Origin of the sequence: Shinella fusca (assembly GCF_014203155.1) — a bacterium.
In the GTDB taxonomy this organism is placed as follows: domain Bacteria; phylum Pseudomonadota; class Alphaproteobacteria; order Rhizobiales; family Rhizobiaceae; genus Shinella; species Shinella fusca.
This window is the reverse complement of sequence record NZ_JACHIK010000004.1, coordinates 178,776-194,697: the sequence shown is the minus strand read 5'-3', so window position 1 is coordinate 194,697 and position 15,922 is coordinate 178,776. Positions and strand designations below refer to the sequence as shown.

Genomic DNA, 15,922 nt, shown 5'->3' with positions numbered 1-15,922 from the left:
ATCGATGACGTTTCCCGCGCGACGACACGGTCCGGCCATGCCCGGCCGGCCGTCCTCGCGCGATCACCCGAAAAACAGCCGGCTTTGAACAGGCCTTTCCGGAAGGCAGGATACGAACAGGGGAATAGCCGCCACATGCTTGGACCGACCGCACATGTCGACACGTTCACCCGCGACAACCTGCCCCCGCCCGAGGAATGGCCGGATTTCCTGCTCGAAGGGTTCGACTATCCCGACCACCTCAACGCGGCCGTCGAACTGACGGATGCCATGGTCGCCCGCGGTTTCGGCGACCGTACCGCGCTGATCGGCAACGGGCGGCGGCGGACCTACAAGGAGCTCTCGGACTGGACGAACCGGCTGGCGCACGCGCTCGTCGAGAATTACGGCGTCAGGCCCGGCAACCGCATCCTCATCCGCTCGGCGAACAACCCGGCCATGGTCGCCTGCTGGCTTGCCGCCACCAAGGCGGGCGCCGTCGTCGTCAACACCATGCCGATGCTGCGGGCCGGGGAACTCGCCAAGATCGTCGACAAGGCGGAGATCGGCCTTGCGCTCTGCGATACGCGCCTGATGGACGAGATGATCGCCTGCGCCAAGGACAGCCGCCATCTCCGGCAGGTCGTCGGCTTCGACGGCACGGCCAACCACGACGCCGAGCTCGACCGGGTCGCGCTCGACAAGTCCGTCACCTTCGAGGCCGTGCGGACGGGGCGGGACGACGTGGCGCTCCTCGGCTTCACCTCGGGCACGACCGGCGTGCCGAAGGCGACCATGCATTTCCACCGCGACCTGATGGCGATTGCCGACGGCTATGCGAAGGAGGTTCTCGGCGTGACGCCGGAGGATATCTTCGTCGGCTCTCCGCCGCTCGCCTTCACCTTCGGCCTCGGCGGCCTTGCGATCTTCCCCCTGCGCTTCGGCGCGGCCGCGACGCTCCTCGAACAGGCGACGCCTGCGCTGATGGTGGAGATCATCGAGACCTACAAGGCGACGATCTCGTTCACCGCGCCGACCGCCTATCGCGCCATGCTGAAGGCGATGGATGCGGGCGCCGACCTTTCCTCGCTGCGCGTCGCGATCTCCGCGGGCGAGACGCTGCCCGGCCCTGTCTTCGAGGAATGGAGCGAGAAGACCGGCAAGCCGATCCTCGACGGCATCGGCGCCACCGAGATGCTGCACATCTTCATTTCCAACCGCTTCGCGGACCGCAAGGCCGCCTCGACCGGAAAGCCGGTCGGCGGCTACGAGGCGCGCATCGTCGACGAGGACATGCGCGAGGTGCCGCGCGGCACGATCGGCAAGCTCGCCGTGCGCGGGCCGACCGGCTGCCGCTACATGGCCGACGACCGCCAGAAGGCCTATGTCCGCGACGGCTGGAACCTGACGGGCGACGCCTTCTACGAGGACGAGGACGGCTTCTTCCATTTCGCCGCCCGCTCGGACGACATGATCATCAGCTCCGGCTACAACATCGCCGGCCCGGAGGTAGAAGCGGCCCTGATCGCCCATCCGGATGTGCTGGAATGCGCCGTTATCGGCGCGCCGGACAACGAGCGCGGCCAGGTCGTCGAGGCCCATGTCGTGCTTGTCGCCGGCATCGCGGCGGACGAGCTGACGGTCAAGCGCCTGCAGGACCATGTGAAGGCGATGATCGCCCCCTACAAATATCCGCGCTCGGTGAAATTCCTGGAGGCCCTGCCGAAGACGGCGACGGGCAAGATCCAGCGGTTCCGCCTGCGGGGAAACTGAGATGGGCAAGCCCTACGATCCTTCCGGCGAAGGCGCGCAGATGTCGTTCGAAGGGCGCATGTCCTATAGCGACTATCTCATGCTGGAGAAGGTGCTGACCGCGCAGGAGCCGCTTTCGTCCGCGCATGACGAGATGCTCTTCATCATCCAGCACCAGACCTCCGAGCTCTGGATGAAGCTCGCCCTGCACGAGATCGGCTCGGCGGTGCGCTCGATCCGCGAGGACAGGCTGGAGCCCGCCTTCAAGATGCTGACGCGCGTCGCCCGCATCTTCGAGCAGCTCAACAACGCCTGGGACGTGCTGCGCACGATGACGCCGAGCGAATATACCGAATTCCGCCAGTCGCTCGGCCAGTCCTCCGGCTTCCAGTCCTGGCAATACCGGGCGATCGAGTTCCTGGCCGGCAATCGCAACCTCGCCATGCTGCGCCCGCACGCCCACCGGCCGGACATCCTTGAGAAGCTGGAGGCGATCCTTGCCGCGCCCTCGCTCTACGACGAGGCGATCCGGCTCCTCGCGCGCAACGGCTTCGACGTCGGCGGGGAGGAGGAGCGCGGCGACTGGCGCGAGACGCGCGCGGAGAACGAGAAGGTCCTTGCGGCCTGGCAGGCCGTCTACCGCGATCCGAGGCGCTACTGGATGCTCTACGAGCTTGCCGAGAAGCTGGTCGATTTCGAGGATTATTTCCGCCGCTGGCGCTTCAACCACGTCACGACCGTCGAGCGCATCATCGGCTTCAAGCGGGGCACGGGCGGAACCTCCGGCGCGTCCTACCTGAAGAAGATGCTCGAAGTAGAACTCTTCCCCGAGTTATGGCATGTACGTACAGACCTTTGATAGAACACAATAATAATCGAACCATAATGAGGAGAACAGCATGAAGCGCATTCTGACGGCAAGCCTCTTCGGCCTTTCGCTGGCAACATCCGGCCTTGCCCATGCCGAGCCGGTGAAGATCGGCGTCATCACCACGCTTTCGGGCGGCGGCGCGGGCCTCGGCATCGACATGCGCGATGCCTTCCAGCTCGCCATCAAGCAGTCGGGCAACAAGGATATCGAGCTCGTCGTGGAGGACGACGCCCAGAAGCCGGAACTGGCGGTGCAGATCGCCGAGAAGATGATCCAGGGCGACAAGGTCGACCTGATGACGGGCATCATCTGGTCGAACCTCGCCATGGCCGTCGTGCCGAATGCGGTGGCGCAGGACATCATCTACCTGTCGCCGAATGCCGGCCCGTCGGCGCTTGCCGGCGCAAACTGCAACGCCAACTATTTCAACGTCGCCTACCAGAACGACAACTTCCACGAGGCGATGGGCGAATACGCCAACAAGGACTACAAGAACACCTTCATCCTGGCGCCCAACTATCCGGCCGGCAAGGACGCGCTGACCGGCTTCAAGCGCTACTACAAGGGCACGCTTTCCGGCGAGGTCTATACCCAGGTCGGCCAGACGGACTATGCGGCCGAGATCGCGCAGATCCGCGCCTCGGGCGCTGATTCCGTCTACTTCTTCCTGCCCGGCGGCATGGGCATCGCCTTCATGAAGCAGTATGCCCAGTCCGGCGTCGGCATTCCGGTCATGGGGCCGAGCTTCTCCTTCGACCAGGACGTGCTGCCGGCCGTGGGTGATGCGGCGCTCGGCGTGAAGAACTCCGCGAGCTGGTCGCCCGACCTCGACAACGAGGCGAGCAAGGCCTTCGTCGAAAGCTTCAAGGCCGAATATGACCGCCTGCCGTCGATCTATGCGGCGCAGAGCTGGGATACGGCGAACCTCATCCTCTCGGCGCTGTCGAAAGCCAGCGTCAAGGACAAGGACGCCTTCCGCGCGGCGCTGAAGGCCGCGGACTTCAAGTCCGTGCGCGGCGACTTCGCCTTCAACAACAACCAGCATCCGATCCAGAACATCTACGTGCGCGAGGTGGTGAAGGACGGCGACGTGCTGACCAACAAGATCATCGCGACCGCCTTCGAAAAGCACAAGGACGCCTATGCCGAACAGTGCGGCCTCTAGGAACCGCTGACGTCCGACCGCCCGGGCATCCGGCCTTCCGCCGGTGCCCGGGCGCTCCCGACCCGAAGTTTGGATCGACGCCGTGTTCACCGCACTCCTGATCGAACAATTGCTCAACGGGCTGCAGCTCGGCGTGATGCTGTTTCTGATGGCCGCCGGCCTGACGCTGATCTTCGGCGTCATGGGCCTCATCAATCTCGCCCACGGCTCGCTCTACATGGTCGGCGCCTTCGCCTGCGCGACGATTGCGGCGGCGACCGGCTCCTTCTGGCTCGGCCTTGTCGCCAGCCTTGCGGCCGCCGCCGGCGTCGGCGCGCTCATCGAGGTCGCCGTCATCCGCCGGCTCTACGACCGCGACCATCTCGACCAGGTGCTCGCCACCTTCGCCCTCATCCTGATCCTGTCGGAGGGCGCGCGCTGGCTCTTCGGCTCGTTCCCGCTCTATCTCGACATCCCCAGGCAATTGCAGGGCGCGGTGCCGCTGCCGGGCGGCGGGCAGTACCAGCTCTATCGCCTCGCGATCATCGCCGTCGGCTTCCTCGTCGCCATCGGCCTCTATCTCCTGATCTCGAAGACGCGCCTCGGCATGCGCATCCGCGCCGGCGAATCCGACCGCGAGATGATCGCGGCCCTCGGCGTCGATATCAGCACGCTCTATACGGTCGTCTTCGCGCTCGGCGCGGCGCTTGCCGGCCTTGCCGGCGCGCTCGTCGGCGCGCTCCAGTCCGTGCAGGTCGGCATGGGCGAGCCCGTGCTCATCCTCGCCTTCGTCGTCATCGTCATCGGCGGCATCGGCTCCATCAAGGGAGCGCTCGTCGGCGCCGTCATCGTCGGGGTCGTCGATACGATGGGCCGCTTCCTGCTGCCCTCGCTTCTGGCGCTCACCATGCCCGCCGCGCAGGCCACCACCATCGGCGCGGCGCTCGCCTCCATGCTGATCTACGTCGTTATGGCCCTCATCCTCGCCTTCCGGCCGAGCGGCCTGTTCGCGGCCGAGACGTGAGGGGGCCGATGAACCGCGAATCCGCCGTCAACCTTCTGCTCGCTCTCCTGCTCATCGGCGTGCCGCTGATCGCGGCCGGCATGGGCGAGCCCTTCTACGTGACGCTCGCCACCCGGGTCGTCGTGCTGGCGCTCGCCGCTGCCGGCCTCAACCTGGCGCTCGGCCTCGGCGGGCTGCTCTCCTTCGGCCATGTCGCCTTCTTCGGTCTCGGCGGCTATGTCGCGGGCATCCTGGCAACCCATGCGTTCAACGCCGAGCCGCTCTTCGCCGGCATTCCGGGCACGACCTTCATGCCGCTGATCTGGCTCGTGGCCGTCGCGGTCGCCGGCCTCGTCGCCCTGCCGATCGGCGCGATCAGCCTGCGCACCACCGGCGTCTACTTCATCATGATCACGCTCGCCTTCGCGCAGATGATCTACTATTTCGCGATCTCCTGGCCGGCCTACGGCGGCGAGGACGGCCTGTCGATCTACGTGCGCAACGCCTTTCCCGGCGTCAACACGGCGAAGCCGCTGCCCTATTTCCTCGTCTGCCTTGCCGTGCTGATGGCGACGCTCCTCCTCTTCCGCCTCGTCGAGGGCTCGCGCTTCGGCAGCGCGCTGCAGGCGGCGCGGCAGAACGGCACGCGTCTTGCCGCCGTCGGCATCCCGCCCTTCAAAATCCGGCTTGCCGCCTTCACGCTGTCGGCGATGATCACCGGGCTTGCCGGCGCGCTCTATGCCGATCTCAACCGCTTCGTCGGCCCGTCCATGCTCTCCTGGCAGATGTCGGGCGAACTCATCGTCCTCATCATCCTCGGCGGCAAGGGGCGGCTCTTCGGGCCGGTCGCCGGCGCGATGATCTTCGTCTGCCTCGAATACGTGCTCGGCGGCATCACCGAGCGCTGGCAATTCTTCCTCGGCCTCATCCTGCTCGTCATCGTGCTTTTTGCGCGCGGCGGCCTGCTGGGGCTTCTTTCGGGAAAGGCGCGCCATGTCTGAGCCCGTTCTCGAAATCCGGGACCTGCGCAAGTCCTTCAATGCGCTGAAGGCGACGGACGGGGTCAGCCTCGACCTCAAACCCGGCCAGATCCACGCGCTGATCGGCCCGAACGGCGCCGGCAAGAGCACGCTCATCCACCAGATCGCCGGCACGCTCCGCGCCGACAGCGGCACGATCCGCTTCCTCGGCCGGGATATCGGCGGGCTCGACATGGCGGCGCGTGCGCAACTCGGCCTTGCCCGCAGCTTCCAGATCTCCTCGCTCGCCCAGGAGTTCTCGGCGCTGCGCAACGTCATGCTGGCCGTGCAGGCGAAGAAGGGCAGCAGCTTCCGCTTCTTCCGGCAGGTGGCGGGCGACAAAAGCCTCATCGAGCCGGCAATGGCCATGCTGGAGCGCGTCGGCCTTGCCGCCCGCGCTCATGTGCCGGCGGCCGAGCTCTCACACGGCGAGCGCCGGCAGCTCGAAATCGCCATCGCGCTCGCCCTTTCGCCGAAGGCCTTCCTCTTCGACGAGCCGATGGCGGGCATGGGGCCGGAAGGATCCAAGCAGTTGACCCGGTTCCTCGACGGGCTTCGCCACGAAGCGCCGATGCTTCTGGTGGAGCACGACATGGACGCGGTCTTCGCGCTGGCGGACCGGGTCTCGGTGCTCGTCTACGGCCGCATCGTCGCGACGGGGACGGTCGATGAAATCCGCAGCGACCCGGAGGTCCGCCGCGCCTATCTCGGAGAAGCCGCGTGACCCTTCTCGAAGTCAGGGGCCTTGAAACCTTCTACGGCGCCTCGCAGGCGCTCTTCGGCGTCGATCTCGATATCGGGGAAGGGGAGGTCGTCGCGCTGATGGGGCGCAACGGCATGGGCAAGACGACGACGATCAGCTCGATCATCGGCCTCGTGCGCCCGCGCGCCGGTGCGATCAATTTCGGCGGCACGGCGATCTTCGGCATGCGGCCGCACCGGATCGCGCGGCTCGGCCTCGGCCTCGTGCCGGAGGGAAGGCGCTGCTTTCCCAACTTGACGGTGATGGAGAACCTCCTTGCCACCGCGCGCGGCAGCGCGTGGACCTTCGAGAAGGTCGTGGACCTCTTCCCCCGTCTCGGCGAGCGGCGCAATCAATATGCAAGGACGCTCTCGGGCGGCGAGCAGCAGATGCTCGCCATCGGCCGCGCGCTGATGACCAATCCGCGCCTCCTCGTCCTCGACGAGGCGACGGAGGGGCTTGCCCCGGTCATCCGGCAGGATATCTGGTCGGCGATCCGCAAGCTGAAGGCGGCGGGACAATCGATCCTCGTCGTCGACAAGACGCTCGCCGAACTCCTGCCGGTGGCCGATCGCTGTTTCGTGCTGGAAAAGGGCAGGACGGTCTTCGAGGGCGCGCCGGCGGCGCTGACGCCGGAGCTCCAGGACCGCTATCTCGGCGTCTGACCGCGGCCTCAGGTCACGGCGGACCGGACCGCGAAGCGCGCATCCTGCCACGCGCCGGTGCGCAGGATCTCCTCCAGGATCTCGACCGCCCGCCACACGTCGGCATAGCGCAGGTAGAGCGGCGTGAAGCCGAAGCGCATGGTCGAGGGGGCGCGGAAGTCGCCGATGACGCCGCGGGCGATCAGCGCCTGCATGATCTCGTAGGCGTGCGGATGGCGGAACGAGACCTGGCTGCCGCGCTTTTCCCGCTCGCGCGAGCTTTCGAATTCGAGACCGTAGGCCGCGCATTTTTCCTCGACGAGCGCGATGAAGAGATCGGTGAGGCCGAGGCTCTTTTCGCGTAGCGCCGCCATGTCGACCTCGTCCCAGATGTCGAGCGCGCCCTTGAGCGCGCGAAGCGAGAGGATCGGCTGCGTGCCGCAGAGGAAGCGGCGGATGCCTTCGCCGGCCGCATAGTGCTTTTCGAAGGCGAAGGGCCGGGCGTGACCCCACCAGCCGCTGAGCGGCTGGCTGATGGCGCCGTGGTGGCGGGCCGCGGCATAGACGAAAGCCGGCGCGCCGGGGCCGCCGTTGAGATACTTGTAGGTGCAGCCGACGGCGAAGTCGGCCTTCGCGCCGTCGAGATCGACCGGCAGGGCGCCGGCCGTGTGGCAGAGGTCCCAGATGACGAGCGCGCCGTGTTCGTGGGCCTTCTGCGTCAGCGCCGCCATGTCGCGCAGCTCGCCGGACTTGTAGTTGACGTGGTTGACGAGGACCACGGCGACATCGCCGTCGATCAGGTCCTCGATCTCCGGCGCGTCGACGCCTTCGAGGCGGAGCGATGCGCCCGGACGCGTCGAGACGACGCCCTCGGCCATGTAGATGTCCGTCGGGAAGCTGCCGGCCTCGGCGACGATGATCGTGCGGTCCGGCCGCAGCGCCATTGCCGCGTGCAGGGCCTTGTAGATGTTGATCGACGTCGTGTCGCAGACGGCCGTCTGGCCGGCGGCCGCCCCGACGAGACGCCCGACCCGGTCGCCGAGCGTGAGCGGCATGTCGAACCAGCCGGCCGTGTTCCAGCTTCGGATGAGGTCTTGCCCCCATTCCTCGGCGGCGGCCGCCTGCAATTCCGTGAAGGCGGCTTTCGATGCGACACCGAGGGAATTGCCGTCGAGATAGACGAGCCCTTCCGGCAGGATGAAGCGCTCGCGCATGGCGCGCAGGCCGTCGGCGGCGTCCATGGCCTCGATTGCGGCAAGATCGGGAAGTGCGGTCATGAGGGCAGTCCTTGGCTATTCACGGAAGGTCTCGCGGGCGGGCGCCGGCCCGCGGCTGCGCTTGAGGCTCGGCAGGGCCAGCATGGCGAGCACGAAGAGGCCCGTCGCCAGCTTGAGGTCCGGCGGCGGCATGCCGGCGGCAAGGCAGAAGGAGACGAGCTGGTAATAGACGACCGCGCCGACGAAGGGCGCGGCGAGCTGGCGCAGCACGCTCTGCTTGCCGACGATCGCCTCGCCGATCATCAGCGCGGCAAGCCCGTTGATCAGGATGCCGAGGCCCATATTGACGTCGGCGAAGCCCTGCGACTGCACCATCAGCGCGCCGCTCGCCGCCGAGAACGCGCCGGCAAGCCCGACCCCGCCGATGGTGGCGAGCCAGACATTGATGCCCTGCGCCTCGGCCATTTCGGGATTGGCGCCGACGGCGCGCACGGCCGTGCCCTTCTCCGTGCGGAAGAAATGCAGGAGCAGGAGGAAGGCGAGGAGGCCGATGGCGCCCGCCATCACGATCTTGCTCGCCGGGAAGCCCGGCTGAAGGAAGGGCACCCGGTCGAAGACGGTCGGCGAGCCGAAGACCGAGAGGTTCGAGCGGCCCATGATGCGCAGGTTGACCGAATAGAGCATCGTCATCATCAGGATGCCGGCAAGCAGCGTATGGATGCGGAAGCGCAGGTGGATGAAGGCGGTGCAGCAGCCGGCGAGGAAACCGGCGAGGAGCGCGGCGAGGATCGCCGGAACCGGCGGCATTCCGGCCGCCATCAGCACGCCGCAGACGCAGCCGCCGAGCGGGAAGGCGCCCTCGCTGGTCAGGTCCGGAAAGCTCAGCATGCGGAACGGGATCATGATGCCGAGCACGACGAAGGCGAGGATGAGGCTCTGCGCCAGCGTGACGGGAACGAGCGAGACGAAGCTCGCGAGGGTGTCTTGCAGGAAATCCATGATCTCAGCTCGCCAGGAACATGCGGTCGGTCTTGACGGAGAAATGGCCGATCAGGTCGGGGACCGTGACCGCCTTCTTCTCATCGCCGGCGATTTGAAGGCGCACGCGGCCGGCATCGAGCATGACGACCCGGTGGCCGAAGTCCACGGCGTGCTGCATGTTGTGCGTCACCATCAGCGTCGTCAGCTTCAGGGCCTCGACGGCGCGGACCGTCGCCTGCATGACGATGTCGGCGGTGCGCGGGTCGAGCGCGGCCGTGTGCTCGTCGAGCAGCAGCAGGTCCGGCGAGCCGCCGACCGCCATGATCAGCGAGAGCGATTGCCGCTGGCCGCCGGAAAGCAGCTCCACGCGCGTGTCGAGGCGGTTTTCGAGGCCGAGGCCGAGCAGCGAAAGGCGCTCCCGGTAGGCGGCGAGCCGCGCCGGATTCAGGCCGCGGCGAAGCGTCCGCCGGCTCGCCCGGAGCTCGGCGAGCAGCATGTTCTCCGCGACCGTCATCGAGGCGGCCGTGCCCTTCATCGGGTCCTGGAACACGCGGGCCAGCCGCATGGCGCGCTTGTGGACGGGCATCGCCGTCACGTCGTCGCCGTTGATGACGATCCGGCCGGCATCGAGGACGAGCGCCCCGGAAATGGCATTGAGCATGCTGCTCTTGCCCGCGCCGTTCGAGCCGATGACGACGCCGAACTCGCCTGTTTCGAGCCGCAGGTCGAGATCGTCGAGGGCGATCTTCTCGTCCGCCTGCCCCTTGTAGAACACCTTGCGGGCCGACCGGATTTCCAGCATTGGCTCCCCCTGTTTTCTTGAGGAACGGCGCGGCACGCGCCGTTCCCGTCATGGCCGAAGGTGCGGTCAGTCGATCTGGCAGCCGCAATCGGCAAGCGAAGCCGGCACTTCGGCGCCGAATGCGGCGAGCGTCTTCCTGGAGATCAGCGCGCGGTGGTCCTCGTAGGCCGGACGCCAGGGGGCGATGGTCTTGGGATCCTTGCCCTTGAGGATTTCCGCGGCGATCCTGCCGGCGGCAAGGCCGACCTGCTCGTAGTTCACGGCGAAGCTTGCCGGAACGACGCCGTCGCGCACGGCCCCGTCGTCGGAGTTGACGATCGGGATCTGCGCCTGGCGCGCGGCGGCGGAAACGGCGGCGATCGCCGGCTGCAGCAGGTTGGAGGCCGGCGTATAGATCACGTCGGCCTTGCCGGCGAAGGAGGCGATACGCTGCTGGATGTCGTTGACGTTGTCGACGCCGACGGCCACGACCTCGAAGCCGGCCGCGGGGGCGGCTTCCTTGATCTTGTCGAGCAGCGCCGTGTCGTTCGCCTCGCCCGGATTGTAGGGCACGCCGAAGCGCTTGGCATTCGGCAGCAGCTTGTGGGTGAATTCCATCACGGCGGCGACGTCCTGAAGGTCGGTCGCGCCCGTCATGCCTTCGTCGCCGGCCTCCCAGGACGGCACCAGCTTGGCGGCGACCGGATCGGTGACGGCCGAGAAGACGACCGGGATGCCGGAGCCGGCGAGCGCCTTCTTGGCGATCTGCGAGACGGGCGTGGTGATCGTGTAGATCAGCTTCGGCTGTTCGGCCTGCAGTTTCGCGATCATCTGCGGCACCAGCGACGCGTCGAAATTGGTGTGGCTCTCCGAATAGACGACGTCGGTGCCCTCGACGAAGCCGTTCTCCGCCATCGCCTTCTTGAAGCCGGCGATGGATGCGGCGAGCTGCGGATGCTCGCCGAAATTGGCGATGCCGATGCGGATCGGCTCGGCCGCAGCCGTGCCCGCGCCCAAGGCGAGCGCCCCGGCGACGAACAATCCCGAAAGCCATGTCTTTGCAAGCCTGCTCATGTAACCCTCCCAGATATGACAAGCGGCCGCCGTTCCCTCAGCGGCTTGCGGGGAATGATGGCGGGGGCGGGGTGCCTTGTCAAATAATATATATATTTTGATCGAGAGGCCGGAACTATATATATTTGCGCCAGCCGGAATCAGGCGCTAAGGGAGCCCGATGCAGGATCAGGTGCAATCGACCAAGACGGAATCGGCCTATCGGCTCTTGCGGCGGGATATCCTCGCAACGCGCCTCAGGCCCGGTGCGCCGATGAAGCTCGGCGCGCTGCGCGACCGTTACGAGATCGGCTGGACGCCGTTGCGGGAGGCGCTGTCGCGGCTGGAGGCCGAGGGGCTCGTCACCGCCGTCAGCAATCGCGGCTTCGCCGTCGCGCCCGTCTCCCGCGCCGAACTGGAAGACCTCACCCGCACGCGCATGGTCGTCGAGCTTCCCCTTCTTCTCGAATCCATCGGGAACGGCGGCAGCGAATGGGAATCCGCCGTCGTCACCGCGCATTACCGGCTTTCGCGCTGTAGGCTCTCCATCGACAACGTCTCGGAAAGCGAGATCGACGAATGGGACGAGCGGCACGCGGCCTTCCATGCGGCGCTGATCGGCGCGGCGCGGTCGAACTGGCTCTCGCGCTTCCAGTCGACGATTTCCGACCAGTTGCGCCGCCATCACCGCTTCCTCAGCCTCGCCCCGACGCTGCGGGCTGCGGAAGGCATGAGCGAGGGATACCGGGAGGCCGTCGCCGCGCTTGAGGACGCCATGGCGATCGAGCATCACACGGCGCTGATGGAAGCGGCGCTCGACCGCGACATCGACCGGGCAAGGGCGCTGATGACCGACCATATCGGCTTTACGATCCACGTCTTTTCGCAGTCCGAGGACGGCGGCCGCGCCCTTGCATGACGTCCGCCCTGTCCAAGAGCGGGAAACATCTCTAAAAGGCAAGGCGACGGGATAGAAAGCGGGCGTTTGCAATGACGGGTGACGACACGTTCGACATCGCGCCGGACTGGGTGGATGGCGAAACCAAGGCTCTCGAGGCGCCGCACGACCATCGCGCCGAGCTTCGGCTGTGGCTGCGCCTGCTGACCTGCTCGACGCTGGTCGAAAGCGAGGTGCGCCGCCGGCTGCGCGAGGAGTTCGATTCCACCCTGCCGCGCTTCGACCTGATGGCGCAGCTCGAACGCGCGCCCGACGGCATGGTGCTCGGCGAAGTCTCCAAGCGCATGATGGTCTCGCCCGGCAATATCACGGTCCTGGTGGAACGGCTGACCGAGAGCGGGCATCTGAGCCGCTCGACCCTGCCGACGGACAGGCGCGTGCAGATCATCGCGCTCACGCCCTTCGGCCGCGCCGAATTCGAGAAGATGGCGGCACGCCACGCGGACTGGATCTCCGACCTCTTCGCCGGCCTCGCGCCGGACGACGGCAGCGTGCTGATGGACGAGCTCGCCAGGCTCAAGCGCTCCATCATCGCATCGCTTGCGCGGGGCGCCTGACCGGCCCTTCCTCCGCGGCGTTCCACCAAACAATTTTAAGCTTGAAATTTCTTCGGAACGAGTCCACCCTGCCTTTCGCAGTCCGGAATGCGGAAACGGCATCGGCGCGGGAGGAGAACGACATGCGGATCGTTTGCATCGGTGGTGGACCGGCCGGTCTCTATTTCGCGCTGCTGATGAAGCGCCAGCATCCCGCCCATCATGTCACCGTCGTCGAGCGCAACCGGCCCTTCGATACCTTCGGCTGGGGCGTCGTCTTCTCCGACGCCACCATGCAGTCGATGCGCCAGTGGGATCCGGAAACGGCCGAGGCGATCGAGGTCGCCTTCAACCACTGGGACGATATCGAGCTCGTCTTCAAGGGTCGCAGGATCCGCACCACCGGCCATGGCTTCGTCGGCATCGGCCGCAAGAAAATGCTCAACATCCTGCAGGACCGCTGCCTGGAGCTCGGCGTCGAGCTCCTCTTCGAGCGCGACGTGGAGAGCGATACGGAATTTCCGGACGCGGACCTCGTCATCGCCGCCGACGGCGTCAATTCCCGCATCCGCAACAGATATGCCGACGTCTTCCGGCCCGACATGGTGATGCGCCCGAACCGCTATATCTGGCTCGGCACGAACAAGCGCTTCGACGCCTTCACCTTCGATTTCCAGCGCACCGAGCACGGCTGGTTCCAGGCGCATATCTATCGTTTCGACGAGACGACCTCGACCTTCATCGTCGAGACGACGGACGAGGTCTACAAGGCCCACGGCCTCGACAGGATGGACCAGCAGCAGTCCATCGAGTTCTGCGAAAAGCTCTTCGCCGAAACGCTCGACGGCCATGGCCTGATGACCAATGCGCGGCACCTGCGCGGCTCGGCCTGGCTGAATTTCGGCCGGCTGATCTGCGAGAAATGGAGCCATTTCAACGGCAACAGCCATGTCGTGCTGATGGGCGACAGCGCCCACACCGCCCATTTCGCCATCGGCTCGGGCACCAAGCTCGCCATCGACGACGCGATCGAGCTCACCCGGCAGTTCGATATCCTCGGCCACGACACGGCCAGCATCCCGGCCGTGCTCGCCGCTTACGAGGAGGTGCGCCGCGTCGACGTCGCCCGCATCCAGAACGCCGCGCGCAACGCCATGGAATGGTTCGAGGTGGTCGGCACGCGCTACGCCGATACGCTGGAGCCCGAGCAGTTCATGTACTCCATGCTGACGCGCTCGCAGCGCATCAGCCACGAGAACCTTCGCCTGCGCGACAAGGACTGGCTCGAAGGCTTCGAGCGCTGGTTCGCCGGGCGGGCGGGCCTGGAGCCGTCGGCGAACGGGACGGTTCCCCCGCCGATGTTCACGCCGTTCACCATCCGCGGCCTGACGCTCCGCAACCGCATCGTGGTCTCGCCCATGGCGATGTATTCGGCGACGGACGGCGTACCGAACGATTTCCATCTCGTGCATATCGGCGCGCGCGCCATGGGCGGGGCGGCGCTCGTCTTCCCGGAGATGACCTGCGTTTCGCCCGATGCCCGCATCACGCCCGGGTGCCTCGGCCTGTGGAACGACGAGCAGCAGGCAGCCTTCAGCCGAATGGTCGATTTCGTGCATCGCGAAACGCCGGCCAAGATCGGCGTCCAGCTCGGCCATGCCGGGCGCAAGGGCGCCACGAAGCTTGCCTGGGAAGGCATCGACCAGCCGCTTTCCGAAGGCGGCTGGCCGCTGATCTCGGCTTCGGCCCTGCCGTATCTGGCGCATTCGCAGGTGCCGCGCGAGATGACGCGGGCGGACATGGACCGGGTCGTTGCGGATTTCGTGGCCGCGACCGAGCGGGCGCGCGACATCGGCTTCGATATCCTCGAACTCCATGCCGCGCACGGCTACCTGCTGTCGAGCTTCCTTTCGCCGCTCACCAATCGTCGCACCGACGACTACGGCGGCGACCATGCCGCCCGCGCCCGGTTCCCGCTCGAAGTGTTCCGCGCCATCCGCAAGGCCTGGCCCGAGGACAGGCCGATCTCCGTGCGCCTGTCGACAAATGACTGGCACGAAGGCGGCAACACGCCGGAGGATGCCGCCATCTTCGCCCGCCTGTTCAAGGAGGCCGGCGCGGACATGATCGACTGCTCTTCCGGCCAGGTGGTGACGGACGACAAGCCGGTCTACGGCCGCCTGTTCCAGACGCCGTTCTCCGACAAGATCCGCAACGAGATCCAGGTTCCGACCATCGCCGTCGGGGCGATCTCGGAGGCCGACCACGCCAATTCCATCATCGCCGCCGGCCGCGCCGATCTTTGCGCCATCGCCCGCCCGCATCTTGCCGATCCGTCCTTCGTCATGCACGAGGCGGCGAAGATCGGCTACGAGGAGCAGCATTGGCCGAAGCAATATCTTTCCGCCCGCGCGCAATATGTGAACAACCTCGCCCGCGCGGCGACCACGGCGGGCAAGTGATGAGCAGGCGCCACGCCTTCGTCACGGGCGCCGGAAGCGGCATCGGAAAGGCAATCGCGCTGGCGCTCGCCGGAAGCGGCCATGCCGTGAGCCTTGCCGGCCGGCGTGCGGCGCCCCTTGAGGCGGTGCGTGACGAAATCCATGCATCCGGCGGAAAGGCCTTCGTCCATGACGGCTTCGATGTGACCGACGCCGAAGCCGTCGAGCGCGGCGTCGCCGCCGCCATCGAGGCGGCAGGCGAGATCGCCGTCCTCGTCAACTGCGCCGGCGAGGCGCCGTCCGCGCCGTTCGAGAAGACGGACCTTGCGCTCTGGCAGCGCGTCCTCTCGATCAACCTCACGGGCGTCTATCTGGTGACGCAGGCCGCGCTCGCCTCCGTGCGCCGGGCCGGCAACGGCCGCATCGTCAACGTTGCCAGCACCGCCGGCCTTACCGGCTATCCTTACGTCTCGGCCTATTGCGCCTCCAAGCACGGCGTCATCGGCCTGACGCGGGCGCTGGCGCTGGAGCTGGCGCGCACGGACGTCACCGTCAACGCCGTCTGCCCGGGCTTCACCGATACGCCGCTCATCGACGGCGCGCTCGAGACGATCAGCCGGAAGACCGGCCGCTCGCGCGAGGAGGCGCGCGCCAGCCTCGCGCGCTCCAATCCGCAGGGCCGGCTGGTGACGCCCGGCGAGGTGGCCGATGCCGTGTCCTGGCTCGTCTCGCAAGGGGCGGGCGCGATCACCGGCCAGGCCATCGCGGTCGCCGGCGGCGAAATTCTCTGAGGGAGGACGA

Annotated in this window: 15 protein-coding genes; 11 read left to right on the top strand and 4 right to left on the bottom strand. The window is 66.9% G+C overall.

Translation table 11 applies throughout. The annotated features are described in order from the left end of the window. Window positions 1-135 precede the first annotated feature (135 nt). The 7 genes from HNQ66_RS07975 (at window position 136) to HNQ66_RS07945 (ending at window position 7,175) form a co-directional block, all read left to right on the top strand. Window positions 136-1,752, top strand: coding sequence for a benzoate-CoA ligase family protein (locus tag HNQ66_RS07975; RefSeq protein ID WP_184142726.1), 1,617 nt, complete (start codon window positions 136-138; stop codon window positions 1,750-1,752). 1 nt (window position 1,753) lies between these two features. Then, window positions 1,754-2,590, top strand: a complete 837-nt coding sequence (gene kynA, locus HNQ66_RS07970; protein WP_184142725.1) for a tryptophan 2,3-dioxygenase — start codon at window positions 1,754-1,756, stop codon at window positions 2,588-2,590. Between the two features lie 40 nt (window positions 2,591-2,630). Then, window positions 2,631-3,767: an ABC transporter substrate-binding protein gene (locus HNQ66_RS07965; RefSeq protein ID WP_184142723.1), complete on the top strand. Its 1,137-nt coding sequence runs from the start codon at window positions 2,631-2,633 to the stop codon at window positions 3,765-3,767. A gap of 82 nt (window positions 3,768-3,849) precedes the next feature. Next, window positions 3,850-4,770, top strand: coding sequence for an ABC transporter permease subunit (locus tag HNQ66_RS07960; protein ID WP_184142721.1), 921 nt, complete (start codon window positions 3,850-3,852; stop codon window positions 4,768-4,770). Window positions 4,771-4,778: 8 nt separating this feature from the next. Next, window positions 4,779-5,750 carry a branched-chain amino acid ABC transporter permease gene (locus tag HNQ66_RS07955; RefSeq protein WP_184142718.1) on the top strand — a complete coding sequence of 324 codons (972 nt, stop codon included), beginning with the start codon at window positions 4,779-4,781 and terminating at the stop codon, window positions 5,748-5,750. Beyond that, complete coding sequence (locus HNQ66_RS07950) at window positions 5,743-6,492, top strand: ABC transporter ATP-binding protein (protein WP_184142715.1); 750 nt, start codon at window positions 5,743-5,745, stop codon at window positions 6,490-6,492. The genes HNQ66_RS07955 and HNQ66_RS07950 overlap by 8 nt, the downstream gene beginning before the upstream one ends. Beyond that, a complete protein-coding gene (locus tag HNQ66_RS07945) occupies window positions 6,489-7,175 on the top strand; it encodes an ATP-binding cassette domain-containing protein (protein ID WP_184142712.1) in 687 nt (228 codons plus the stop codon). The genes HNQ66_RS07950 and HNQ66_RS07945 overlap by 4 nt, the downstream gene beginning before the upstream one ends. An 8-nt stretch (window positions 7,176-7,183) precedes the next feature. Here HNQ66_RS07945 and kynU read toward each other — a convergent pair whose 3' ends face one another. The 4 genes from kynU to HNQ66_RS07925 form a co-directional block, all read right to left on the bottom strand. Continuing rightward, on the bottom strand, window positions 7,184-8,431 hold the full coding sequence (gene kynU / locus HNQ66_RS07940) for a kynureninase (protein ID WP_184142709.1): 1,248 nt from the start codon (window positions 8,429-8,431) through the stop codon (window positions 7,184-7,186). A 15-nt stretch (window positions 8,432-8,446) separates the two neighbouring features. Beyond that, window positions 8,447-9,370, bottom strand: a complete 924-nt coding sequence (locus HNQ66_RS07935; RefSeq protein ID WP_184142705.1) for an ABC transporter permease — start codon at window positions 9,368-9,370, stop codon at window positions 8,447-8,449. A gap of 4 nt (window positions 9,371-9,374) precedes the next feature. After that, entirely contained in the window at window positions 9,375-10,154 is a 780-nt protein-coding gene (locus HNQ66_RS07930) for an ABC transporter ATP-binding protein (protein ID WP_184142702.1), read from the bottom strand. A 66-nt stretch (window positions 10,155-10,220) separates the two neighbouring features. After that, on the bottom strand, window positions 10,221-11,207 hold the full coding sequence (locus HNQ66_RS07925; protein WP_184142699.1) for an ABC transporter substrate-binding protein: 987 nt from the start codon (window positions 11,205-11,207) through the stop codon (window positions 10,221-10,223). Between the two features lie 160 nt (window positions 11,208-11,367). Between HNQ66_RS07925 and HNQ66_RS07920 the strand changes: the two genes are divergently transcribed. The 4 genes from HNQ66_RS07920 (at window position 11,368) to HNQ66_RS07905 (ending at window position 15,912) form a co-directional block, all read left to right on the top strand. Continuing rightward, window positions 11,368-12,105 (top strand): GntR family transcriptional regulator, encoded by a 738-nt coding sequence (locus HNQ66_RS07920; protein WP_184142696.1) that lies wholly within the window; start codon window positions 11,368-11,370, stop codon window positions 12,103-12,105. Between the two features lie 71 nt (window positions 12,106-12,176). Continuing rightward, window positions 12,177-12,701: a MarR family winged helix-turn-helix transcriptional regulator gene (locus HNQ66_RS07915; protein WP_184142693.1), complete on the top strand. Its 525-nt coding sequence runs from the start codon at window positions 12,177-12,179 to the stop codon at window positions 12,699-12,701. Between the two features lie 122 nt (window positions 12,702-12,823). Next, entirely contained in the window at window positions 12,824-15,142 is a 2,319-nt protein-coding gene (locus HNQ66_RS07910) for a bifunctional salicylyl-CoA 5-hydroxylase/oxidoreductase (RefSeq protein ID WP_184142689.1), read from the top strand. After that, entirely contained in the window at window positions 15,142-15,912 is a 771-nt protein-coding gene (locus tag HNQ66_RS07905; protein ID WP_184142687.1) for an SDR family NAD(P)-dependent oxidoreductase, read from the top strand. The genes HNQ66_RS07910 and HNQ66_RS07905 overlap by 1 nt, the downstream gene beginning before the upstream one ends. Window positions 15,913-15,922 lie beyond the last annotated feature (10 nt).

Excerpts from the sequence above, each read along its gene's own strand:
- HNQ66_RS07975 (WP_184142726.1), top strand. The coding sequence starts at position 136 with ATGCTTGGACCGACCGCACATGTCGACACGTTCACCCGCGACAACCTG.
- kynA (WP_184142725.1), top strand. The coding sequence starts at position 1,754 with ATGGGCAAGCCCTACGATCCTTCCGGCGAAGGCGCGCAGATGTCGTTC.
- HNQ66_RS07965 (WP_184142723.1), top strand. The coding sequence starts at position 2,631 with ATGAAGCGCATTCTGACGGCAAGCCTCTTCGGCCTTTCGCTGGCAACA.
- HNQ66_RS07955 (WP_184142718.1), top strand. The coding sequence starts at position 4,779 with ATGAACCGCGAATCCGCCGTCAACCTTCTGCTCGCTCTCCTGCTCATC.
- HNQ66_RS07950 (WP_184142715.1), top strand. The coding sequence starts at position 5,743 with ATGTCTGAGCCCGTTCTCGAAATCCGGGACCTGCGCAAGTCCTTCAAT.
- kynU (WP_184142709.1), bottom strand. The coding sequence starts at position 8,431 with ATGACCGCACTTCCCGATCTTGCCGCAATCGAGGCCATGGACGCCGCC.
- HNQ66_RS07935 (WP_184142705.1), bottom strand. The coding sequence starts at position 9,370 with ATGGATTTCCTGCAAGACACCCTCGCGAGCTTCGTCTCGCTCGTTCCC.
- HNQ66_RS07930 (WP_184142702.1), bottom strand. The coding sequence starts at position 10,154 with ATGCTGGAAATCCGGTCGGCCCGCAAGGTGTTCTACAAGGGGCAGGCG.
- HNQ66_RS07925 (WP_184142699.1), bottom strand. The coding sequence starts at position 11,207 with ATGAGCAGGCTTGCAAAGACATGGCTTTCGGGATTGTTCGTCGCCGGG.
- HNQ66_RS07920 (WP_184142696.1), top strand. The coding sequence starts at position 11,368 with ATGCAGGATCAGGTGCAATCGACCAAGACGGAATCGGCCTATCGGCTC.
- HNQ66_RS07915 (WP_184142693.1), top strand. The coding sequence starts at position 12,177 with ATGACGGGTGACGACACGTTCGACATCGCGCCGGACTGGGTGGATGGC.
- HNQ66_RS07910 (WP_184142689.1), top strand. The coding sequence starts at position 12,824 with ATGCGGATCGTTTGCATCGGTGGTGGACCGGCCGGTCTCTATTTCGCG.
- HNQ66_RS07905 (WP_184142687.1), top strand. The coding sequence starts at position 15,142 with ATGAGCAGGCGCCACGCCTTCGTCACGGGCGCCGGAAGCGGCATCGGA.